We start from the raw sequence: 24206 nt of genomic DNA, 5'->3' as shown, positions 1-24206 counted from the left end.
ATACCGAATGATTCAAATTTCTAATTTTCATTGCGCTGAACCTAGTTGAATCAGGCATCGGCCGCCAGAACGCACAAAAATACAAAAGCCGGAAGCAAATGCGTTTCCGGCTTTTTATAGTTTACGGTTTTTAGTTTACGGTTGGCTGACGCATGCAACTACAAATGCGTCAGCCAACCGTAAACTAAAAACCGTATACCGTATACTTTTTATTTCTTCGCATTGAAAGCCAGCAGCAGTTCGTCGCCGGTGTCGGAGGTTCCGGAAACATTAAAGATGATGAAACCGCCGTCGGCATCGCCAATCCGTTCGCCATCGGCAAACAGTCCGAAAACTTTCCCGGATTCCCGAACATCGACCTCCAGGTCTTCTACTACGGGAATGGTTCCTTCGCCTTCAATCACGAGGGTTACATTCATCAGCACTTTCCCGTCCGATTTTTTGGTCAGTTTCACCGTCCCGGAAGCAACGGTTTTGCCACTTTCCACCACGGGTAATTTTTCCAGTTCGACTTCGTTGGCGCCGTTGATGAAGTGGAAAGAGCTTAGTTTGTACGTCCCTGCCACTTTGGCCGCCGGTTCAGCAGGCTGATCCGGTTTGGGATCGTTGTTGTTGTCCTTCTTACAAGCGGCCAATGTGCCGAGTACAAACAGGAAAACGAGTACTTTTTTCATCAGTAGAGTTGTTTTGTTCGCTGCAAACGTAGCGTTGAACGCACCAAATCTCAATCGATGGTTACATGAATCGTCATTTTAGGCACTTGAACCGTTATCAAAAGTCACTGAATTTTTAGTTCCCGTTTTCTATTGATCATAATTCACCCGAAACCGGCTCAGATCCGGCGGGTTGAGTCGTTTCCGCTCGACTTCGTAATCGAACAAAATCCGCCCCAGATTCGCCATAAACGGGTAGCCAACGGTTTGATAATCGTAGGCATCGTCGTTGAATATACCGTCTTCGTTGCAGTAAATCACCGCCGACAACAGAAACTCCACGCCCTTGTCGAAGTCCACGATGTAGGCGTTGTCGATCAGGTATCCGTAAGCATCTCCTACTTTATTGAAAATCCGGACCGACGGCGGGATCTGGCTTTTGGCATCGCCAAACACCAGAAATTTGCAAAAACTGTCGTAATAGGTCGAATCGTATTTCGGAAACTTCGATTCACGCGGCAATTGGGATAGGTAACGGTATAAAAACCGGTAATCGTCGGAGGTCAGGTCGAACCGTTTCCGCACCGGCACGTCATCGGGGAACAAAACCGCCTTCAGCATTTCCTGCTGGTCTTCGAGCGAGAAGTAGTTTTTTTCGGTAAAATCGAACGGTTCCTTCACCAGCGTTCCACCTTTCAGGTAGCCGACGCCCCGGCGAATGGGTTTCTCAGGCCGGAAGATTTTGTCACAAACCTGCACGGGCTGCTGGTACAAAACCGCATCGGAGTTGACCAATCGGATGGCATTGGTTTGGCGGTTTTGCTCGGGGGTCAGCGGGATGGAAAGTCGGTGGACGATGCGCAAATCCCGGTAGCCCTTGTCGCGCAGCCGTTCGTTCATTTCGCAGGGTCCGACAAATTCATACAGCCGGTTAAACGCATCGTTGTCGCTGACCATCAGGATTTTTCGGGCGTAGTGCGCCACCGATGGCAACCCGTTTTCCGCCGTCGGATCAGCGCTGACGGCGGATTGTATACCGGCCAGCGAGTCGGTCAGCAGGGGGGTGTAAATCGATAAGCCCGGCTGTTTTTTGCTGAGCTGATTGATTTTCTCCAGTGCGAGCAAAACCGCCGGCAGTTTGACGGTGCTGGCCGGATAAAAATACCGGTCTTTGTCGAGCCGGTAGCGGTAACTTTTGAAAAGCGGGCGGTTTTTCTCGTCGCGGTTGATTTGCGTATAAATAATCTGGACGTCGTATTTGGCCGGATTGGCCAGAACCCGGCCGAACAATTCCGGGCTTTTTTTCAGGAGGCCGTCCAGAAATTTATCCGTTTGTTGGGCCGTGGTTTGATAGCCGGTAAGAGAAAGCAGGATGGGAAGAACGCTAACATACCACCTTTGCCGACTTGCCCCTAAATCCCCTAAAGGGGACTTGGACGTAGAATACACCGGATGTCCAAAGTACCCTTTAGGGGATTTAGGGGCAATCAGCCGAAAATCGGATAGTAACCTTTTGATTTTCTGAGCAACGCACGGGGTATCATTACACTCACTTCGTTTTTCCATACAGAATGTCGCCTAGTTGTTCGATATCCTCCGGTTGGTGCATCGCGTTGATGACGATGCGGGTGTTGGGCTTGTCGGTGGGCGACGGATAGGCAAATGAATAGACAAAAATCCGGTTCGCCAACAGGGACGAATATAACTGATCCTGAGCAGTATAAAAGACCGGATAAGCGGGAATGTGCTGAAATAAATCGGAATCACCGACCCGGTTTTCAAACTGCCGGATGTTTTCGAGCAATCGGTCAAAAGCCGCGTGGTAGAGCCCCTGTGCCTGACCGAAGGCGTAGAGATAAGCCGGTGGCGTAGGCGAACAGGCTCCGAAAAAAGCCGTCCGGCGAATGGACTCCAGCGTTTGGGAATCGGAGAAAATCACCCCGCCCGGCAGGCCCATCGCCTTCGCCAGCGACGCCGTGACAATCAGCCGAACATTGTCCCGCCGGGGTATTTGCGACCCGATGCCGCTGCCCTCCGGCCCGATCACGCCCAGACCGTGCGAGTCATCCACCAGCAACGTAATTTCCTGATCAGCGGGCAATTGATTGACCCACTCGAACGAGTAGCCAACCGAAAACAAGGCATCTAGTGAATTGAGCGCAATGACGATGTGCCGCATGGGGGCCGTTGCCACCAGTTCGGGCACTTGCTTCGTCCAGTCGTCGAACGAAAGCGTGGGCAAACGGGTGTTCGGCTCCTGCCAGATGGCGGGGTGAGCGTTCGGGCCGTACAGGAAACCAAACCCCTGCCCTTTCAGCCAGTTGACGACGGCCTGCCCCGCCAACATGCCCGACGACAGGGTCAAAGCCGCTTCGGCGCGGGCAAACGCGGCCAGTTTGACCTCCGCTTCTTCGTAAATCCGGAGTTGCAGATTGCCGTTGCGCGACGAACCGAAAACCGTGCCATACTGCGCCATGCCTTCGGTCAGCAAGGCCCGAAACGCCGGGTTTTGCGCCAGGCCGAGGTACGACGTTCCACTGAAAAACAAATATGCCTGTCCGTCGAGGTCGATGGTTCGGCCGGGCAAATGGTCAATTGAATAAGGGTCGGTCATGAGTTGCGGGTAAGATTCGCCCCCGTTCCGTTTTCGTCGGCGTAAATCACCCGGCCAAAATCGAAGGTGACGCCCGTTGCGGGATCATTGGTGATGAGCAGCGTGCCGTCCATGTCGACGTAATCGAGCAGGGGCAGCAACTGCGCAATGGCCGAAATGCCGACGCTGGTTTCGTTCATACAACCCACCATCACCTTCAGGCCTAGTTGCCGCGCTTTTTCAATCATGCGCCGGGCGGGCGTCAACCCACCACATTTGGTCAGTTTGATGTTGATGCCGTGAAAATACCCCGCACACCGTTCGACATCACTTTCGACAATGCAACTTTCGTCGGCAACAACGGGCAAAACACTTTCCCGAACCACCCGTTTCATGCCCTCCCAGTCGTCGGCTTTGAGCGGCTGTTCGATAAATTCGACGCCCAATGCTTTAAAATCCAGCGCATTCTGAATGGCCGTATCCGCTGTCCAGGCGCAGTTGGCATCCACGCGAAAAACCGCATCGGTGTGTTGGCGAAGTGCCTGGACAATGGCCAGATCGTCGGGCGTTCCGAGCTTGATTTTGTAGAGCGGCCAGGGCAATTCCTGCATTTTCAGCACCATGTTGTCCACCGAATCGATCCCGATGGTGTAATCGGTGATCGGGTTTTGGCTGGCATCCAGGTTCCAGTGCCGATAGAGCGGTTTCCCGGCGCGCTTGGCCACCAGATCATGCGCAGCTTCGTCTAATGCACACTGGGCGAACGGGTTATCTTTCAACGACGCATGCGCCAGTTGCCACAGGTCTTCAGCCGTCGTCCATTCGTTCGATTCAATCAGTCCGCGAATGCCTTCGAGGTCGTCGATCATGCGGTCGAGCGTGATGCCGTAGTATTTGTTGGAAGTGGCTTCGCCAAAACCGCTCAGTGGGCCGTCGCAGAGTTCAACGATGAGCGATGGCTGGACGTCGCGGGAGTCGTGGGCAATGGTAAAGGTGTGTTTCAGTCGAAGGTCGAAACGGTGGAAACGAAGGGAAATGGGCATAGTTGATGTTAATAAAGAGTTTGTTTTGGTATACGGTTTTCGGTATACGGTGGCTGGCGCATGCATTCAAGAACGCATCAGCCAACCGAAAACGGTAAACCGAAAACCGAACACACATTTATTGTCGGTTTGACAGCATAATGGCCGTCAAATCTTCGGCATTTTTCAGGTCCTGGGTAATTTTGCGGTTCCAGCGTTCCTGCTCGGCGCGGTTGATGCCGTGCTGGGTTTCTCCGTCGTACTGCTCCTGCCAGCGGTTCATGTCGCGGTAGGCTTCCAGGTACAGAAACTGCACGCGGCTGTTGTACTCCTCGAAATCCATATCCGGGTCGGCAATGATGCGCTGTTTAAACCGTTCGACAATCAGTTTGACAATATCGAAATGTTTCTGTTCATGCAGCAATCCGTAGTCGTCTTTATGCCCCGGACGAACCCACGACATGCTTTTTACCATGAACGTTTTGAATGTGAGTTGCACCTCAATAAAGCCATTGACCCAACGGCTGTGGCCTTCGTACGAGAACGTAGGAAAAATCGAAGCCGCATTGCGACTGCCGATGCGCGGAGCCGCCTGAAAATCGTCCCACGAGAGCGGCCGAAGCGGGTGGTAAAAAACCGTATCGCCCGACGCCTGCTGAATGCTGTGGTCGATATACACAAATTTAAGGCCTTTCACCAGCGCCGGGCTTTTGTCGCGGTTGATTTTGATCCAGTTGGAAAGATACTGCGCGGCACTTTCGAGGGCTTTGCGAGCCACCAGTTCCAGCCGGTCGGTTTGCCCGAACGAACGCGTATAAATAGTCCGAGCGGTATAGGTGGTCAATTGGACGGGCTTGCCGTCACGCATCACATCAAAGGCCAGTTCCAGTCGGCAGGTGCCGTCGGCCTGGAGAGCCTTCTTTTCTTTTTCGAAAAAAATGAGTTCCTGAATGCGGATGATAATGGGTACGCGCGTTGAATCGGGACTGAAACCGGGACTTAGCAAATCATCGAAGGTCGAAGCGATTTCGTCGTTGCTGCGAACGGCGATACTGCTTTTCGGACCCGATATGATGGTGCCAAGCTGCGCCTTAAATGACCGCTCATCCCGAATCTTCAACAGCGAAAAGGTCGGATTGCGGACAAAAACGGGTTCTTTTTTGAACGAAATCCATACCGGTTCCTGCCGCGCCATCAGAAAATGCGGAAGCAAAAGGAGCAGAATGGACAGAACCCGTTTCACGATAGCTGAGGATGTTAGCGGAACGTATAAACCGGAAAGGCTTCGCCTTCGCTGAACTCCGCCCGTTCCGGCGGCAATTCCATAAAACCGTCGCATTGCAGCAAATTGGCATAATCGGCTGACCCACTGCCGGGTAAGGGTGCGGCCAACCCGATTCCGTCCGGACTGACTGACAAACGAACGGGCAAAAAATACGTTAATTGGGGCGGAAAGGAAACCGACCGGGCCAGGCGGGCGACGGAAGGCGGCAAAACCGGCAAACCCAGCGACGCCTTCAGCCACGGTAGTAAGTACCGATACGCACACAGGAACGTTGAAACCGGATTTCCGGGCAGGCCAAAAACGACCTTCCCTTCGTCGGAGGCCCCAAACCACAGCGGTTTTCCGGGGCGTTGCGCCACCTGATGAAACCGTTGCCGGACACCCAGCCGTTCCATGACGTTCGGGACAAAGTCGGCTTTCCCGGCTGAAACACCCCCGCTCAACACCAGCGCATCGTACTCCTGGAGGACGGTTTTCAAAGCGGTTTCCATGGTATCGGCGTCATCGGGCAAATGCAGCAGGGTGGTTTCGGCTCCGGCTGCCTGCAAAACCGTTTGCAGCAGATAGGTATTCGACCGGCGAATCTGGTAGGGTTCGGGCGTTTCCGAAACATCGACCAGTTCGTCGCCCGTCGAAATCAGGGCAATTTTGGGGCGTTTGCTGACCAGAATTGTCGCTTTGCCAACCGATGCGGCCACGGCCATTTCCGGTGGTCCCAGTCGTGTTCCAATCGGAACCAGTTCTTCGTTCTGCTTCCGATCCGTCGCCCGGTGGTGCACATTTTGCCCGGCCTGAACGGCATCGATCCGGATTTCAGCCAGACCGTCGGTGATTTGAAGGTCTTCGTAGCGGATAACCGTATCGGTTCCCGTCGGCAACATGGCTCCCGTCATCACTTCGAGACAAGCGGTTTCATTGGTCAGGGTTTGCGCCGGTTGTCCGGCAAATTGCGTTCCGGCGACCCGAAACTGCCGCTGTCCGGTCTCGAAAGCCGCATACTGAATGGCGATTCCATCCATCGACACACGGTTGAAAGGCGGCAGATCGCGGTCAGCGGTCAGCGGTTCGCGCAACACCCGCCCAGCCGCCTGGGGTAACGGGATGGGTTCTGCTGGTGTTACCAGCAGGTGATTCAGGACAACGGAATGGGCTTCGGCGACGGAGAGCATAGGCAAGTTTTTTACAAAAAAACAAAAGAACACCACGCAAAAATGCGGAGGGCGGAGAATTTACCAGAATCTTAGTAAATACCCCGCCCTCCGCGTTTTTTAGCAACGTCTTTTTTAGTCTTCGATCAAAATCCCCATTTTCCCCATCCGGTAATCACGGTAGGCTTCCATTATTTCCACTTCGTTATTGAGCACAAACGGACCCTGCGCCAGGATTTTTTCGCCAATCGGTTCGCCCGACATCAGCAAAAGCCGGGTGTCTTCGAGGGCTTCGAGGGTGATGCCTTCGCCGTCGTTTTCCGGAACCACCATATACCGGGCGTTCACCTCCGTTTGGTCGCCAACACGCAGTTTTCCGTCCAGCAAATACAGAAACGCGTTGTGACTGGCGGGCAGCGGCAGATACATTTTGCCCCCGGTTTTCAGGAACAAGGTCGCGGAATTGATGGGCGAGAACGTCGGGATGGGGCCTTTCAGACCCAACAGTTCACCGGATATCACGTTGACCGTCACCTTCCCATCGTCGCTGACGAATGAAGGCGTTTCTTCTTTCAACAGCGGGTAGTAGCTCGGCTGATCTTTTTTGTGCGCAGACGGCGTATTGACCCACATCTGAATGATTTCCAGTTCGTCGGACAGCGGCCGTTCGCTGTGCATGATGCCCAAACCGGCGTTCATCCATTGCGTGCCGCCTTCAAAAACGCTCCGGTCGTTGCCCCGACTGTCGCGGTGCCGCACCCCGCCTTTGAAGACAAACGTGACCGGCGAAAACCCCCGGTGCGGGTGTGGTCCTACGCCAGCGTGGTTAGGGTTTTCATTTTCTTTCAGGAAACTATGACCGTGGTGTAACAGGACAAACGGGTCCAGGTAACTCAGTCGGCCCGAGGGCAGCGGCTGGCGAACCCGGAGTTCGCCCATGCTCATCAATGGGGCCGGTATCAATTGTTGTACGGTGCGTTCAGTTTTCATCGTCGTAAGGATTTACAAGTAATTACATTTAATGTATATACATTTATACTGTACCAAAAGTTCATGATTATCACATATACACTAAATGCCCGTATCTACGAACCCTGAAAGGGTTCCATCACTAGCCCCAGATAAAATCCGGGGTTGACCGTGGCAATCCGGATGATCATGCCCATAATTGCAATCCCCGGATTGTCGTGATTAACCGGATTGTCACGATCGACCGGATTGCCATGATCGACACCGATTGCCATGATCGACCCAGATTGCCACGATCAAACCCAAATTGCCATGATCGACCGGATTGCCATGATCAACACCGGATTACCATGATCCAAACCCGAATTACCACGATCAACCCCGAATGGCCGTTACCGACCCCGGATTACCACGGTCAACCCCGGATTTTATCCGGGGCTAGTGATGAGACCCTTTCAGGGTCATTGCCGTGGTGTTCTAGTTTATTTGGAGATTTTGTTGTCGAATTTGAGGAAAAAACCGTCTTTACAAACTCCCGGCTGCTTCGGCGGGTTTACCTTTTGAATCCTTTTTTGCCATATGATTGCTAATGCATCTGCCCAACTAACTTCACAAGCTTTGCCACCATTGAATTCTGATAAACCCGTAACCGGCCAAACCGGGGTCCATTATGAGATTTTTGTCCGCGCGTTCTGCGACTCCAACGGCGACGGGATCGGCGACCTCAACGGCGTTACTTCCAAACTGGATTATCTGAAAGACCTGGGCGTGTCGGCCATCTGGCTCATGCCTGTCAATCCGTCGCCGAGCTACCACATGTACGACGTGACGGATTACTACGGCATTGCACCCGAATACGGCACAATGGACGACTTTCGGCGGCTCGTTTCGGAAGCCCACCGGCGCGGGATCAAGGTCATTCTGGATTTTGTGATCAACCACACCAGCCGCCAGCATCCGTGGTTTGTGGAAGCCTGCAAAAGCAAGGACAATCCGTATCACGACTGGTACGTCTGGATGAGCCAGCAGGAAATCGACGCGCTCAACATTGCGACCCGCGAAATTACCGCCGATTCGCAGGAGAAAAACCCCTGGCACCGCGTGCCGGGCGCGCCGTTTTCGGAGAAATATTATGCCCTGTTCTGGAGCGGGATGCCGGATCTGAACTACGACAATCCGAAGGTGCGGGAAGAAATTTACAAAGCCGGAAAATTCTGGCTGACCGACGTCGGCGTCGACGGTTTTCGGCTTGACGCAGCCCGGCACATTTACCCGGAGTGGGAAGAGCCGAAAAATCACCAGTTCTGGGAAGAATTTGGGCAAGTCATGGAAGCGGCCAAACCGGGCGTTTACACCGTCGGCGAGGTCTGGACGCGGGCCGAACGCATTGCGCCCTACTTCCGGGGACTGAAAGCCAACTTCAATTTCGACCTCAGCCTGGCCTTGCAGGAAATTCCGTTCAAGGAGCGGGACACGGCGGAAATTGTGCAGATGCTGGTGCGAAATCACTCGATTTTTGCCGAAGTAAACCCGAATTTCATCGACGCCATCATGCTTTCCAACCACGACCAGACCCGGATCGGCAGTTTTCTGAACGGCAATCTGAACCACCTGAAAGTGGCCGCCAATCTGCTGCTGACGCTGCCCGGCAATCCCTACCTTTACTATGGGGAGGAAATCGGAATGCTGGGTGCCAAACCCGATGAAAACATCCGCGAACCGTTTCTCTGGGACATCGACAAAAATGACCCGGAACGCGCCCGCTGGCGCAAGGCCCGGTATTCGACCAGCCGAACCGTGACGCCCCTGGCGCAGCAGCAAACCGACCCGAATTCGCTTTACAACCACTACAAAAAACTCATTCACTTCCGCAACAGCCACCCGGTTTTGAACGACAACCTGAGCAAACTGGAAGTGACGGGCATTCAGCACAAAAACGTGATTGCATTGGTCCGAAAATCCGGAAACCGGTCGGTGGTGGTCATCCACAACCTGACCAAACGGGGGCTGGATGCGGTTCTGTATCCCACCGAACTGGCTGACGGGAAGCAAGTTGTGCTGGATACGGCGGGGGGAGCCAAGCTGTTCAAAAATGGAAAAGTACGGGTTCCGGCATATGGCTGCGTGGTGCTGGAATAATCCGCTTCGAAACGAGTCCATATCCCCGGGTAGCGTGAAACCGGAAGTTGAAAAATAGTACCATAAATTGGAAAGAAAATAAAAGAAAGCCGCCTGAGCAGCCCGTATATTTGCTACACACCTTTTGAGTCGACGGTATCTTTCAGGAGCGCCCTTTCGTTCATCCTGCACCCTGGGGTTGGCTGGAAACTACCGCCGATTCAAGAGCATTCCTAACCCTTTTTACCGTAGCAGGCCAGGCCAATGCGAGCCCCTATTTACCAATTTTCACTACTGAGCTTTCTGCTGGTAGCAGGCTGCACGACGTACTGGCAGCAAAAGAAAGCCACCCCTGCGCAGACGCAGCAGCAACCTCAACCCTATAGCGGCAACGCATTTGACGAACACATCCGCTCAACGGAGGCCCGCTCACCGGCAGACGAACAGGCCGGTTTTACGCTACCGCCCGGTTTTGAGATCGAACTGTTTGCTTCCGAGCCGCAAATTGGCAAACCCATCAACCTGGCCTTCGATGCCAAAGGACGCCTGTGGGTGACGCAATCGGTGGAATATCCGTTTCCGGCGCGGCCCGGCAACGGCCATGACCGGCTCACGATTCTGGAAGACCGGGACCACGACGGCAAAGCCGACACCTTTACCCCCTTCAGCGATACGCTCAACATTCCCATCGGTATTATGCCGGTTCAGGACGGAGCCGTCGCGTTCAGCATTCCGAACGTATATCAACTGACCGATGCCAACGGGGACGATCAAATCGAAACCAGCCGTCGGCTGCTTGGGCCGTTTGGCTTCAAAGACACCCACGGCATGGTTAATCACTTCCGGCGCGGTTTCGACGGCTGGATTCATGCCTGCCACGGCTTTACGAACCTGTCGAAAATTGCCGGAACCGACGGCGACTCCCTGACGCTCGGCTCCGGCAACACCTTCCGGTTTCGGCAGGACGGCAGCCGGGTGGAACAAACGACCTTTGGCCGCGTCAATCCGTTTGGCCTGACGTTCGACGACTGGGGCTACCTCTATTCTTCGGACTGCCACTCCTCTCCCCTTTATCAACTGATCCGGGGAGCCGAATACCCGTATTTTGGCCGCTTGCCGGAAGGAATCGGTTTCGCGCCCATCATGAAACCGCACGAACGGGAAGCCACCGCCCTGTCGGGTCTGGCCCTCAGCAGCGGCACCACCTTTCCCGAACCGTATCGTAACAGCCTGTTCATGGGCGATGTCGTAAAATGCCGCATCTACCGCAGTTCGTATGCCTTCAAAGGCTCCTCTCCGGTGGGAAAAATGGAGGAGGATTTTCTACGAAGCACCGACCCCTGGTTTCGGCCCGCCGACATTGTTCAGGGGCCGGATGGCGCGTTGTACGTGGCGGATTTCTACAACCGCATCATTGGTCACTATGAGGTGCCGCTCGACAACCCCGGCCGCGATCACGTCCTGGGCCGCATCTGGCGCATTACCTACAAAGGGCAGCTCGACAAAAACGGTCTGAAAGACTGGACAAAAGCCGGTCTCAACGACCTGCTGGACGGGTTATCGGCCGACAATCTTTCCATCCGCATGACCGTGGCCGATCAACTCATTCACCGCATCGGCAAAGCCGCCGTCAAACCGGTCGAAGACCTGCTGAGCCGACGCAAAACGCCTGAAACCGGTCACGCACAGGGCTTGTGGGTCCTGTACCAGCTGGGAGCCTTACGGGATGAAACCCTGCTCAAGGCCCTGCAAAACCCGCAAGCGCTGATTCGCACGCACGCGCTGCGCATCGTCCGGGAAATGAAAACACTTGGAACGGTCTTTCAAGCCCCGGTGAAAGCAGCCCTGAGCGACGCGAATCCCCACGTGCAGCGGGCTGCGGTGGAAGCCCTGACTATGTATCCGACGCTGGAAACCGTCAAAACGCTGGTGGCTTTTCAGCAAACCATACCGGCATTCGATACGCACCTGGCCTACACCACCCGGCTCTGCCTCCGCGATTTATTGCGGCAAAAACCGGTGGGAACGCAGGCTGCGTTGAATGGCTGGAGTCAGACGGATCAAATTGCCCTGACCGAATCCCTGATCGGGGTCAACACGGTGTATGCCAGTGAGTTTCTCCTGAAAACACTGAAAGCCTTTTCCCTTCCGAAAGAAACGGAATTGAAGATGCTCCGCCAGACAGCACTCTATCTGCCTGTTGCCCAACGCGATGATCTGGTGCGGTTTATCATCCGGAAATACCAGGGCGATCCGGGCAGCCAATACAAGCTGTTTACGGTGATTCAGCAAAGCATCAAACAGCAGGGCGGTATCGTGGACGAATCCGTCCGGAAATGGGGCATCGCACTGGCACAGAGCCTGATCGTGCCCCCGGCACCGGACTGGACGTACGCGCTGGAGGGGAATTTATACCTGAAAGACCTGCCGGTGGCGATTCGGATTCCGCCCGTCACCACGCTTTTGTCGCCCGACATTCGGATGTTTGGTTTTGATCTGGGTGGGCTCAAAGGCATTGTCCGGTCGCCGGTTTTTACGGCTCCTGCATCGCTGGAATTTTCTACGGTGAACTACAACCTTAAAACCAACACCGATCCCGAAAACCGGGTGCAGTTGCGACTGGCCGACGACACAACCCAGATCATTGCCCGAAAGTCCTTTCTGAAAGCGAATGATTATCAGGCCGAAACCGTCACCTGGGATTTGCAGGCCTATCAGGGCAAACGCGTGTATCTGGAAGTGATCGACCAGGCGTCCGGGCTGATCTGGGTGGGCAACTTCAAAACGAACGCCATTCAGGTTCCGGCCATCAATCCGAAGGAGCAGGGGGAACAGCAACGGTTTGCGATCGAAACCGCCGGCGAATCGGGCATTACGTCCCTGGAACCCACCATTCAAAAGTTGCTGGCGAGTCCGTCGACGGCCTATTTTATCAAAGTGGCCAGCCTACGGGCGCTGCTCCGGCTGGCTCCCGAGCGGTATGTAGCCCAGGCGGTTTCCCTGCTCTCCGATGACTCATCGCCCCAGCCGTATCGCAAAGAGATCGCCGGGATGCTGGGTGAGTTTCCGCTGTCGCAAACGGGCAAGGTGCTAGCCGACGGACTGAAAAAAACGTCGGGTGATGTGCAGCTCGAACTGCTGAAGGCACTGGCGACCAATTCGGACGGCAAAGACCTCATTTTGAAACAAGTCCGGAATGGCATTCTGTACACCCGGATTCTGCGGCAACCGGGTCTGGAAGACCGGCTACTGCTGAACGCCAGCCCTCAGCAACTAGCCGAATTCACCCAGTTGACCGCCAATCTGAGTCCGATCGATGAAACCCGGGAAGCACTCATCAAAGACCGGCTGGCGCACCTGGACGCTTCGGCCACCGGCGGGCGGCAAATCTTTGTCCAAAACTGCTCGCCCTGCCACCAGATCAACAAGGAGGGCGGCATGATTGGCCCGCAGTTGGACGGCATCGGCAGTTGGGGCAGTCAGTCGCTGGCCACCAAAATTCTGGACCCGAACCGGAACATCTCGGAAGCGTTCCGAACGTATACGATCAAGCTGAAAAACGGCAGCGTTAAAACCGGGTTGTTCCGCCGGGAAGAGGCCGCGTCCGTGGTCTACGCCAATGCCGCCGGTGAAGAGTTTTTTGTTCCGAAAAAAGACATTGCCGAAAGTCAGGCGTCCCGGTACACACTGATGCCCGACCATTTCGGCCAGACCATTCCGCAGGCTCAGTTCAATCAGTTGCTGGGGTATTTGCTGAGTGTCAAGTAAAACCGGTTTTTTGCCATGCTTATTCGAACGTGTATGCCGCTTGCCAAAGTCCTGTATTTGCTTGTTTTAACCAGTCTGCTGTCAACCGGCTGGATCAGCGACCGTCCTGCCAAACAAAAACTACCCCGGTTTTCCCGGTATTATGTGGCCTCCGAAAGCTACGAGTCGGTGGGTATTATCGACGTCAACAAAGACGGTCGGCCCGATTTGGTTTCGGGTGATTTCTGGTATGAGAACTCGGCCGATCCCAAAGCCCTCTTTCGCAAGCGGTATCTGATCGGGAATCAGAAACGGTACAATCAGTATTACGATGATTTTTCGACCATCCCGCTGGATGTCAACCGCGACGGCAACCTGGATGTGGTGACGGGTGGCTACTGGGGTGGCTCGCTCCGGTGGCTCGAAAATCCGGGCAAAACCGGGCTTTGGCCCATTCACACCATTGCTGGTGTTGGCGCGGTGGAATGCACCCGGGCCTGGGATGTGGACGGCGACGGCGTGATCGAAATCGTTCCGAACAATCCGGGAAAACCGCTGAAGTACTTCAAGCTCGAAAAAGACAGCACCTTCCGGCTGGTGAACGTAGGATCGCTGCAAGACCACGGTTTGGGCTTTGGTGACCTCAACGGCGATGGAAAAGGCGATTTTATTGTCAGCAAGGGCTGGCTCGAAAACAAGGGCAACGAGACCTGGGCGATGCGGGCCGAATTTGACCTGGGCACCACCAGCGTCCCGATTCTGGTGGTCGATCTGACCGGCGACGGGCGGAATGATCTGATCGTTGGCCAGGGGCACAGCTACGGTTTACACTGGTACGAACAGGTGATGACAGAAGGCCAGCGCACCTGGAAAAAGCACAGCATCGACGAAAGCGCATCCCAGTACCACACGATGGAATGGGCCGATATTACGGGCGACGGCAACCCGGAACTCATCACCGGCAAGCGGTTTCGGGCGCACAACGACACCGATCCCGGCTGTTATGATGACGTCGGTTTGTACTATTTTACGTGGGATGGGAAGACTTTTACCAAACACACCATCGCATACGGTCCGGCGGGTGTGGGCAAGGGAACCGGAATTACATTTGCCCTCGGCGATCTTCGCGGCACCGGGCGTCAGGATATTGTCGTGGCCGGAAAAGATGGTCTGACGGTTTTTTTCAACGAGAAAAACTAATTTTAAGGCTGGAAAGCGATTTACCCGTAAATTGAAGCCATAAATCCGATCAACTCCCTTACCTGGATCCTCATGTCAGAAAACCGCCGAAACTTCGTCAAAAAGCTGGCTGCCGCCGGCAGTGCATTCTCGCTCAACAGCCTGTTCAACACCGTCCACGCTGCGGATTGGGCCGTTGCCAACGAGCGGGTGCAGCACCTCAGCCCCTTGCAGGTGGCGGCCGACGAAGACTACTGGGCGACCATTCAGCAGGGCTACACCGCTTCGTCGTCGAGCACCATCATTCTGAACAACGGGGGCGTTTCGCCGTCTCCGCTCGTGGTACAACAGGCCGTCGAACGCTACAACCAGATGGTGAATCAGGGGCCGTCGTATTACATGTGGCGGATTCTGGATCAGGGCCGCGAGCCGGTGCGCGAAAAACTGGCGTTGCTGGCGGGTACGTCACCGGACGAAATTGCCATCAACCGCAATGCCACCGAAGCGCTCAATACGGTTATTTACGGACTCGATCTGGCAAAGGGCGACGAGGTAATCGGTACGTTACAGGATTATCCGAACATCATTCAGGCCTGGCGGCAACGGGCGCAACGGGAAGGCATTGTCTACAAACAGCTCAGTTTCAATTTCCCGATTGAAGACGACGAGCAGATTGTCCGCGAATACGAAAAAGCCATTACGCCCAAAACCAAAATCATCCACGTCACGCACGTCATCAACTGGGTGGGACAAATCATGCCGGTTCAGAAAATCTGCCGAATGGCGCACAAACACGGGATTGAGGTAGTCGTTGACGGTGCACACTCCTTTGGTTTGCTGGATTTCAAGGTGTCGGAACTGGGTTGTGATTACTTCGGAACGAGCCTTCACAAGTTTTTGTCGGCCCCCGTCGGCACCGGCATGTTGTGGATCAAGAAAGAAAAAATATCCAAAATCTGGCCGTTGCTGTGCAATAGCCAGCCAAAGAGCGACGACATCCGCAAATTCGAGACGCTTGGTACGCGGAGTTTTCCGATCGAACAGGGCATTGGGGAAGCCATCAATTTTCACAATGGCATTGGCAACAAACGCAAGGAAGAACGGGTGCGGTATCTGAAAAACTACTGGGCCGAAAAAGCCCTGAAAATCCCCGGTGTCCGGCTGTCGACTTCGCTCAAGTCGCAATTTTCCTGCGGCATTTGCGGGGTGAGCATCGACGGCATGACGCCCGGCGAAGTGGAAGGCAAGCTCATGTCGAAATACAAAATCAACACCTCGCCCACGGTTTGGGAAAACATCAGTTGCGTCCGGGTAACCCCCCACGTCTACACGACGCTCACCGACCTGGACAAACTGGTGCGCGCGATTGGGGAAATTGCAGCGGAGAAAAAGAAGGCCTAATTCGTTACTGGTCGCCAACCGAAAAGCAATATCCGGTTTTTAGCAGGCAGAGGTACGTATCAGGACAATCAATCCATTGACCTGATACGTACCATTCGGCTGTTGAACAACGCACTGATTCAGGGTATCAACTTCAGAAGCTGGTTCTGATTGTTGAAGTAGCCCCGGTCCATTTACGGTTTCAAGACTTTTAGCGTTACGCGCTGCGCTCCACTGCTGACCCGCAGGAGCAACAGCCCCGCCGGGTGTTGGCCAATCAATAGACTCTGCTGCTCAATGGCTTTAGCGGTTTCAATCTGGCGTTCCGTCACCAGCCGACCATTCAGATCCGTTAGCTGCAATCGCAACGGCTGACCTTCTGCTCCCCGAACTTCTACCTGAAGTTGATCCGAAACCGGATTGCCCAAAACCGTCACCCGAAGCTCCGAACCGGTTTCGGCCGATAAGCGGGCCGGGGCACATTGGTAGGCTTTGGCTCCGCCTTTCAGTTCATACGTGCTGCCCAACACCCGCGCCTTGATTAACGTACTACTGGTCACACTGCCCGGCGGGGTGAAGTTGTACGCATGCGCTCCATTGCCCTTCCCGGCATCTTTCAGGTCCTGCCGAAAGATATTGGCCACCGCACTGCCCAACACCTCTCCCGTGCCATCCCGGTAGAACTCCACCGTCAGCGGGGTGTTGGGTTTGTTGCGATCCCACACCCAGCCCCGAATACCACCACAATCCAGTTTGTCCAGATAGCCTTCAAAGCTGCCCGTTACCGTCGTCGTTGAAGACGGGTTGACCGTCAGGGGAAAACTGACCGAGTTTGTCAGTACCCCGTCACTGGCCGAATACGCCAGCACGAACGTGCCTGATTCAGTGGGCGTACCAGAAATCACCCGGCTGTTGGCATTGATCGATAACCCGGCCGGTAAACCGCTTAATCCGTACGTCAGCGGCTGATTTTCCGGATCGGTGAATGCGACCAGCGTACCGGAGAACGGCACACCCACCTGAGCGGCCAGTGGCGTCACCAGAATCGTGGGCGAGGGAGGCACGGGCGCTTTGTTGGCAGGCGTACTACTGCCCTGACAGATTAAGGCTTTGGGCGAATCTTTCAGAATAAAACTACTGCCCGAAACGCGGGCGGTGAGGTTGTGCGCCAACCCATCTTTCAGTTCCGTGGGAATGCTCCAGCTAAAGGCGTGTTTGCCGTTGCCTTTGCCGGCGGTTTGCAGATCCTGCCGGAACACATCCGCCAGCAGCGTGTGAATGACTTGGGGACCGTCGAGAATATCGACCGAAATGGCGGTGTTGCCCTTGTTACGGTCCCAGGCCCAGCCCCGGAATGTGCTGCAATCGGCGCCATTGACAAACCCGTCGAAACTGCCACTGACCAGCGGGGGACTGATGGTGACCGTCAGGGTGCCGGGCGAACTGACGCAGCTGCCGACCTGACAGGTGGCCGAATAGGCCAGATTGCCGGTGGTCGAAGTAGGAACCGAAATGGTAGTGCCGCTGCCGCTGGCTCCGCCGGGTCCCTGCCAGCTCATCGTTCCGCCTTCGCAGCCGGTCACGGTCAGGGTGACGTAGGGCGTGTTTTGCAGAATGGGCTGGGTCACCCTGGGCGACACGCTGAGCAGTGGTGTGGGTGGTGCGTCGTAAATGGTCACACTGGCGGTAGCGGTACCCGAACAGGCGTTGGTCGTGCCGGTCACGGAGTAGGTTCCCGACGTGCTGGCAGGGACCCGGCGGAGCCAGCGGTGGTAGAGGGACTGATGCTAACCGTGAGTGCTTCATTCACCGTTAGGGCAAAGGCTGTCGAGGTCAGGCTGCTACATCCGGTGACCACTACGTAGTAACTGCCCGCATCGTCGGTATCAACCCCGGTCAGGCTCAGGGTGGCCTGTTGCTGGCTGGTGCCCAGCGAGACGTTATCCTTGTACCACTGATACCCGCTGACGGTCCCGCTGACACTGACGGTGGCCGTGACAGTGGCCCCGGTGCAGACGGTCTGGCTGGTGGGTGGCTGGCCGGTAAAACGGAAGGGTGAAAAGCGCAGGACCCGATTGTTCACACCATCAACCACAAAGAGGTCCCCATTTCCATTCAAGAACAATCCTTTGGAGCTAGCTAGCTGATTATTTCCCACAAGGGTGGTGCCTGCAGTTAATGAGGTGGACCCTAGGGGGAAAACCTGTACCCGACTGTTACCTTGATCAGCCACATAGAGATTGCCCGACCCATCGACGACAATATCGTATGGAATAAATAATTGATCGGACCCACTTCCCCGTCCGTTTCCCCCGGCGACAATGGTGCCGGACGTCAGCGAGGTGGAGTTGGGAGGGAACTTGAGAACCCTATAGTTGAACATATCAGATACATAGAGGTTTCCGTCCTGATCCACCGCGATGCCATCGCAACCATCGATCTGATTCAGATTGGGGCCAGAGTTATTCCCCCCAGCAACAGTGGTGCCCGAGGTAGCGGACGTGGAATTGGGCGGAAACTTGACCACCCGGTTGATTCCAGAGCTGTATACATACAAATAGCCCTGCTGATCCAGCGTCAGGTCCGTTGGATTGTAAAGCTGGGTGGAACCATTCCCCTCTTCGTTTCCGCCCGCAACCACGGTGCCCAGCGTTAGCGAAGTGGAGTTGGGGGGAAATAACAGGACCCGGTCGTTTTCCCTATCAGCGACTAGTAAATTCCCCTGCTGGTCCAGCGCCAGACCACGGGGCTGGTTCAGTTGATTGAGCCCGGCACCCTCCCCATTCCCTCCGGCAAAGACCTCTCCCTGGGTACTGTTGGGCGGAAACTTCATAATCCGGTCGAGATTCCGGTCACTGACGTAAACATTACCAGCCGCATCGACCACAACGAATTCAGGATTTGGGAGCTGGCCGTTGCCTCCAGCCACGGTGACGCCGTTGGGACAAAACTGGGCCAGTAGCTTCAGGGGCAATAACCCCAGCAGCAGAGCCAGACGAAACAGCGGCCGCGTCCTCGTCCGGAGGGTGGGCCTGTAGGGTAGAACAGTTTTCATAAACCGCATTGAGCTATTGGGTTGTGAATGAATTTGAAAAGGGGTGCAATCCCCGTGTAAAAATCGTCTTCGGGCCCTATTCAAGTCTACCATATATGTTCCATTTTTAGCACATATGTTCCATTTGGTATCTAATCGGCGGTTTTGTACCTTCGGCAAGGCAATGTGCGCGTTCGATGTGGTCCAGAATCCGGGTTAGAGTATACGGTTTGTTTTTGGGTAGTCTGGTGAGTTTATCCCTGCGGGCGCAGCAGCGTATGCCTGCCCGGATTGCCCAGTATCTCCCGCCGGCGACGATCAATTTCAATACCACCGGGGCTACCCAGGACCAACGGGGACATCTGTGGTTTTCCACCAACGACGGCATCGTGCGCTTTGATGGGCGGCAGTTCCGGGCCTATCACGATCCAGTTTTGAGGCAGGGCGATGATTATTTTCACGTCGTTCCGTCCCCCGACGGCCGCATCTGGTGCAAACTCGGTCGGGGCGAGGTGCTGTCCTACATCGACCCGGATCAGGACAAAATCATCCGGATTCCCGACTCCTCCCGTGTGATTCGGGAGTTTCTGTCCATCCGAAAAAGTCACTACCTGTTTGCAGCCGCCGACTCAACCCTTTGGATCGGTCAGCGGGGGCGCGGACTGCTGCACTTCAACCCCCGCACCTACGCGGTCGATGAAGTATTCAGTAATGTAGACGAGGGGGTTCGCTGGATCACCGAAGACCGCCGGGGGACGATCTGGTTCACCACCAGCAAGGCGGTTTATGCCTACCACCCCCTTACCCGGCACCTGAAGCGGTACCAGCAGGGGCTGGGTTCCCCCGTTCCGTCCCCCGACGGTCTGCTGCCCATTGGCATCCATGCCCGTCGCGACGGTAAAATCCTGGTGGGCCTGCCCAGCGAAATCGACGTGATCGACCCGGCAACCAACCAGATCGAGCGGCTTCCGTTGACGCCTTCCCGGTTTCATCCCGACCAGACGGTTCGTGATTTCTTCGACGACGCGGCCGGGAATACGTATTTCCGGAACCATACTGCCAGCTTTCGGTACACGAAACAAGGTGAGTTGCAGCAACTCGAATTCAGTGGCATCACCCACCGGGTTTTCTTCGTGTATCCCGGACAGCACAACCGGCTTTGGGTGACGGCCGGGCAAACGCTGCTGGCGTATGATCTAAACCGGATTCGTCCAATCCCTGCGTTGAATCTGATCGACATCGTCATCAACCAGAACCGCCTGGAAGAACCCGGTTCCGGTTATCATGTCGTTCGGGACTCGCTGGGGCATCCCACGCTGACGGTGCAGGAGGGTGATTTGATTACCCTGCGGGTGTCGCCCCAGGTGCGATACATGGCCCGGGCGTTCCGGCTGCGGCTGGACGGATACGATCAAAACTGGAACGTGGTCGAAGACTTCGTCAGCCAGGTTGCCTATCAACTGGCAGCCGGGACGTATACACTGACACTCAATCAATACAACCGGTCATTGGGTTGGGAAAAACCGGTATCTACGATGACTCTAATCGTACAGCCGGTGTTCTGGAAAACCGCCTGGTTCTGGCTGATGGTGCTGGCGGTGACGGGCTCGGTGGGCGGAAAGCTCCTGCACAGCGGCCACCAACGGCGAAAACTTCGGCGGGAACTGACCCGCCGGGAATTTGAAGCCGCAACGATTCGGGAGCTGGATGAGTTAAAAAGCCGGTTTTTTACCAACATTACCCACGAATTGCGCACTCCCCTGACCATTATCCTCAACGGTACCGAGCAATTGGAACAGGCTCCGCTGGCGGAACCGCACCGGCAGCAATTACACGCCATTCAGCGCAATACGCAGCACCTGATGCGACTCATCAACGAAACACTCGACATGGCCAAACTCGATGCCGGACGGCTCGAAAAACGGGAGCGGGTGGGCGATCCGCTGGCCTTCGTCGCGCAGGTCGTGGCGCAGTTTACGGACCTGGCCCGTCAGCGGCTGATTACCCTCGAGTGGATCGACCGGGAATCCGGGGCCCTTTCACCGACGGACGAAACCGGCTCTGAACTTTATTACTTCGATGACGACAAACTGGAAAAAATCGTCTACAACCTGCTTTCCAATGCTCTCAAATTCACCCCGGCAAACGGACAGGTGCGCGTGAATGCCCGGATCAAAACCGGTCATCGCCTGGTGCTGGTTGTGGCGGATACGGGTATCGGAATTGCCGACCATCAACTAACCCGCATTTTCGAACGGTTCCACCAGATTGACAGTTCATCGACCCGGGCCTATTCCGGCACAGGCATTGGGCTGGCACTGGTGAAAGAACTGGTTGACTGGCTGAACGGGACGGTTTCGGTCGAGAGCACGTTGGGCAGTGGCAGTGTTTTTACGGTCGAATTCCCCCTCACCCCTTCCTCAACTGTCGATCCGGAATTAGGTGTCAACCCGCCGGATGCCGTCCATCGCCTTGACGAAAACCGGTCGGCGCCGGTTTCCAACGTCGTGGTTTCTGCGGGCAACGGGGCTGACAGGAACGTGCCGGAGCAGGCTTCTCTGCCTTTGCTGCTGGTAATCGAAGACAACGAAGATCTGCGGACGTACCTGAGCAAAAACCTGGCCCGGTCCTACCGCGTTGCCACGGCTGAAAACGGTCGACTGGGGCTGGCGATGGCGCTGGCTGAAATCCCGGACTTGATTATCAGTGATGTGATGATGCCCGAACTGGACGGGTACCAACTGATGGAGCGTCTGAAATCGGACGAGCGAACCAGCCATATTCCCATTGTGCTTCTGACGGCCAAGTCATCGTTCGACAGTCGCCTGAAAGGATTGAGATTCGGTGCCGACGACTACCTGGGAAAACCGTTTAGTCTGGCTGAATTAAGCCTGCGGATTTCGAACTGCTTCCGCACCCGCCAGAACTGGCAACGGCGGCTTTCCACCCGCCACCCGCAGAAAGCATTGACGCCTGCTTCCGATCCTCAACTAACCCGGGAAGAACAGTTTCTGGCCCGCTTGAAAATGCTCATTCTGGATCACCTGACCGACGAAGCACTTGATGTCGATTGGCTGACGCTGAAAATGGGCATGAGTCGCACCCAGCTCCACCGAAAACTGGTCGCCCTGACCAATCGGAGTACCACTCGCTTCATTCACAGTGTGCGGTTGGAAAAAGCCGTCGAATTGCTGCAAACCGGAGAATTAAATGTGGCGCAGGTCGCGCAGGCGGTGGGGTACAGCTCCCAGTCGTATTTTACGAAAGTGTTTCAGGAAGAGCTTGGGTACGTACCGGCCAGACTCAAAGGGAATGGATCGGTTGCTCCTTAGCTCCAGGGATGCATCGGGTCGATGGCAAGCATCGGGTTGAGTTTCCCGACCTCACCCGGGTTGCTGTTTCCTGGATGACTTGAATACCGTATTCCACCCCACTACCAGAAACAAAACCCAGCAGAAAGCCGGCACAATGGCCTGCGCATAATTTCCCGAATAGGTGGCCGACATGAAATCCGGCAACGATGAATCGTATAACACCCGGAGTTTGTCGTTGGGTTTCAGCGTTTCAAATTCGGCTTCCGTGATTGGAATGATCCATTTTTCGGCCTTGTAGTTGAACTCCGCATCGTAATCATACATCGCGAAGCTGGAGCGTTGGGTGCTTCGGCCTACGCGATGCCGGTCGGTATCGAGTACCGTCACGTCCATCGGCTTCCCGTTCGTTTTTACATGCTGATAATACTGGACGTATTCCCAGGTATCGTACGTAAAAAATACAGCCGCTATTCCCAGAACCGCCATCAGAACCAGCCGGGCGATGGTTTGCAGAAAGGTCCAGCCCGTAAGGGAAACCAGTACCCCCCCGGCGAAAAAGAACAGCGACGTAACCACCACCAAAAAACCGAGCAGGAGTTTGTTCTCTTTGCTGAATCCGCGAACCGAACTCCAGTTCACCAGCCGGGATTCTACCCGACCCGGTTTTCGGTCGACCTGTTGCTGGCGAAATTCGTCCCGCTGCGGGTGATACAACAGCCGAATGTGATCGCCCGAACTTACCCAGGCCGTGTCGAACACCACACGGATGGTGTAGCTTTTCTGGCGATACGGAAACGTAATGTACCGGCTGTTGCCCAGCATATCCCGGTACGACCGCTGTGTTGCATCAACCCCTGCGACCTGCACTTCAACCACGTTTCCTTCCTTTAAAAACTGATTTTGAAGTCGTTCGTCCTCATACAAATGCCAGAACCACCAGGCCACAGCGGCCAGGAGTGCCACCACCATCAGCGACACCACGAGCCGGTATAGCTTTCCCAGAAAAACGACGAGTTCGCGGAGCATGCGCAACGGGTTAAAACAAGGATGCCCCTAAAAATAAACAACTTATCAGGATAATTCAGGTCGTTCCGGCAAAGTACCCGGCAGTTCTGTGTAAACGGTCGCCCGGTTGTTTTCCGGTAAGCCGGTTGCGACCCAATCGCCACGTTTTCCCGACAGACCCGGCAAAAACCGCCCAAAAAAGAAGAGGTGTAATCAGTTGGCGGTGATCGGCCGGATCGTTTTCCGATATAAAACCGTCCTGTTTTGCGCCGTACAGCACCAGAACCGGATCACCCGGTTTCAGGTGTTCATACTGCTTCTTCGAAACCGGCACCGTCCGCTCCTGATTCCGAAATTGAAAAACCGCCTGATAGCGATACGTTTTCGCCCGGCTTTTTTGCGTGCCTTTCCCCACCACGGTTCGCTCCGTTCGCTGAACGATCATGGCCATCGATTGCCCGTTTTCCCGGATTTGGTAGAAATTTCGATAATACACCACGGTCATGTTCGTAAAAAACAAAGTCGTGAAACCCAGCACAAGGCTCAGTGTAAACCGGAGGAGTTGTTGCCGGATCGCAACGCTCTTCCGTGGAAAGTCGGGATGATAAGTCAGTTGCCGGATCATGGTTCCGAAGACGATGAGAAGGTGATGATGCGTTTGTCACTTGCTTATCCCGGAAAAGCGAAAAGGTTATCAGACCGATTAAGTCGGCATTGGATTTGAAAACCGGCGTTGCAAAAGCTATCTTTGCCAAACTT

The 24206-nt window shown here is 55.0% G+C and carries 17 protein-coding genes; 5 read left to right on the top strand and 12 right to left on the bottom strand.

What is annotated here, in order from left to right; genetic code table 11:
- Positions 1–209: 209 nt before the first annotated feature.
- The 8 genes from F0P93_RS27930 to F0P93_RS31620 form a co-directional block, all read right to left on the bottom strand.
- Positions 210–674, bottom strand: a complete 465-nt coding sequence (locus F0P93_RS27930) for a hypothetical protein (RefSeq protein WP_150881102.1) — start codon at positions 672–674, stop codon at positions 210–212.
- A gap of 129 nt (positions 675–803) precedes the next feature.
- Positions 804–2102 (bottom strand): serine hydrolase, encoded by a 1299-nt coding sequence (locus tag F0P93_RS27925; protein WP_225309678.1) that lies wholly within the window; start codon positions 2100–2102, stop codon positions 804–806.
- A gap of 100 nt (positions 2103–2202) precedes the next feature.
- Entirely contained in the window at positions 2203–3267 is a 1065-nt protein-coding gene (locus F0P93_RS27920) for an aminotransferase class I/II-fold pyridoxal phosphate-dependent enzyme (protein ID WP_150881100.1), read from the bottom strand.
- Positions 3264–4283, bottom strand: a complete 1020-nt coding sequence (locus tag F0P93_RS27915; RefSeq protein WP_150881212.1) for a dipeptide epimerase — start codon at positions 4281–4283, stop codon at positions 3264–3266. The genes F0P93_RS27920 and F0P93_RS27915 overlap by 4 nt, the downstream gene beginning before the upstream one ends.
- Before the next feature lie 124 nt (positions 4284–4407).
- Entirely contained in the window at positions 4408–5511 is a 1104-nt protein-coding gene (locus F0P93_RS27910) for a DUF922 domain-containing protein (protein WP_150881099.1), read from the bottom strand.
- A 14-nt stretch (positions 5512–5525) separates the two neighbouring features.
- Positions 5526–6722, bottom strand: a complete 1197-nt coding sequence (locus F0P93_RS27905; RefSeq protein ID WP_150881098.1) for a molybdopterin molybdotransferase MoeA — start codon at positions 6720–6722, stop codon at positions 5526–5528.
- Positions 6723–6836: 114 nt separating this feature from the next.
- Complete coding sequence (locus F0P93_RS27900; RefSeq protein ID WP_150881097.1) at positions 6837–7691, bottom strand: pirin family protein; 855 nt, start codon at positions 7689–7691, stop codon at positions 6837–6839.
- Positions 7692–7786: 95 nt separating this feature from the next.
- On the bottom strand, positions 7787–7945 hold the full coding sequence (locus F0P93_RS31620) for a hypothetical protein (RefSeq protein WP_191908942.1): 159 nt from the start codon (positions 7943–7945) through the stop codon (positions 7787–7789).
- Between the two features lie 304 nt (positions 7946–8249).
- On the opposite strand from F0P93_RS31620, the gene F0P93_RS27895 reads away from it, so the two are divergent.
- The 4 genes from F0P93_RS27895 to F0P93_RS27880 all read left to right on the top strand — a co-directional run bounded on the left by F0P93_RS27895 (position 8250) and on the right by F0P93_RS27880 (position 16115).
- The gene (locus F0P93_RS27895; RefSeq protein ID WP_150881096.1) at positions 8250–9809 is read left to right on the top strand and encodes an alpha-amylase family glycosyl hydrolase; all 1560 of its coding nucleotides are present in this window, start codon (positions 8250–8252) and stop codon (positions 9807–9809) included.
- 243 nt (positions 9810–10052) lie between these two features.
- Entirely contained in the window at positions 10053–13556 is a 3504-nt protein-coding gene (locus tag F0P93_RS27890; RefSeq protein WP_150881095.1) for a PVC-type heme-binding CxxCH protein, read from the top strand.
- Positions 13557–13571: 15 nt separating this feature from the next.
- Positions 13572–14735 (top strand): FG-GAP repeat domain-containing protein, encoded by a 1164-nt coding sequence (locus F0P93_RS27885; protein ID WP_225309677.1) that lies wholly within the window; start codon positions 13572–13574, stop codon positions 14733–14735.
- 72 nt (positions 14736–14807) lie between these two features.
- Entirely contained in the window at positions 14808–16115 is a 1308-nt protein-coding gene (locus F0P93_RS27880; RefSeq protein WP_150881094.1) for an aminotransferase class V-fold PLP-dependent enzyme, read from the top strand.
- 173 nt (positions 16116–16288) lie between these two features.
- On the opposite strand, the gene F0P93_RS27875 is transcribed toward F0P93_RS27880, so the two are convergent.
- Positions 16289–17818 (bottom strand): putative Ig domain-containing protein, encoded by a 1530-nt coding sequence (locus F0P93_RS27875; protein WP_150881093.1) that lies wholly within the window; start codon positions 17816–17818, stop codon positions 16289–16291.
- Positions 17815–19149 (bottom strand): hypothetical protein, encoded by a 1335-nt coding sequence (locus tag F0P93_RS27870; RefSeq protein WP_191908941.1) that lies wholly within the window; start codon positions 19147–19149, stop codon positions 17815–17817. The genes F0P93_RS27875 and F0P93_RS27870 overlap by 4 nt, the downstream gene beginning before the upstream one ends.
- A gap of 176 nt (positions 19150–19325) precedes the next feature.
- Here F0P93_RS27870 and F0P93_RS27865 point away from each other — a divergent pair, with 176 nt between their 5' ends.
- Positions 19326–22460, top strand: a complete 3135-nt coding sequence (locus F0P93_RS27865) for a hybrid sensor histidine kinase/response regulator transcription factor (protein ID WP_150881091.1) — start codon at positions 19326–19328, stop codon at positions 22458–22460.
- A gap of 51 nt (positions 22461–22511) precedes the next feature.
- Here F0P93_RS27865 and F0P93_RS27860 read toward each other — a convergent pair whose 3' ends face one another.
- Both F0P93_RS27860 and F0P93_RS27855 read right to left on the bottom strand, forming a co-directional pair.
- Positions 22512–23468 carry a hypothetical protein gene (locus F0P93_RS27860; RefSeq protein WP_150881090.1) on the bottom strand — a complete coding sequence of 319 codons (957 nt, stop codon included), beginning with the start codon at positions 23466–23468 and terminating at the stop codon, positions 22512–22514.
- A 55-nt stretch (positions 23469–23523) separates the two neighbouring features.
- Positions 23524–24072, bottom strand: a complete 549-nt coding sequence (locus F0P93_RS27855) for a hypothetical protein (RefSeq protein WP_150881089.1) — start codon at positions 24070–24072, stop codon at positions 23524–23526.
- Positions 24073–24206: the final 134 nt, after the last annotated feature.

Source organism: Larkinella humicola (assembly GCF_008727875.1).
Taxonomy (GTDB): Bacteria; Bacteroidota; Bacteroidia; order Cytophagales; family Spirosomataceae; genus Larkinella; species Larkinella humicola.
The sequence above is the reverse complement of the archived record's forward strand: the minus strand, read 5'-3'. Positions and strand labels throughout refer to the sequence as shown.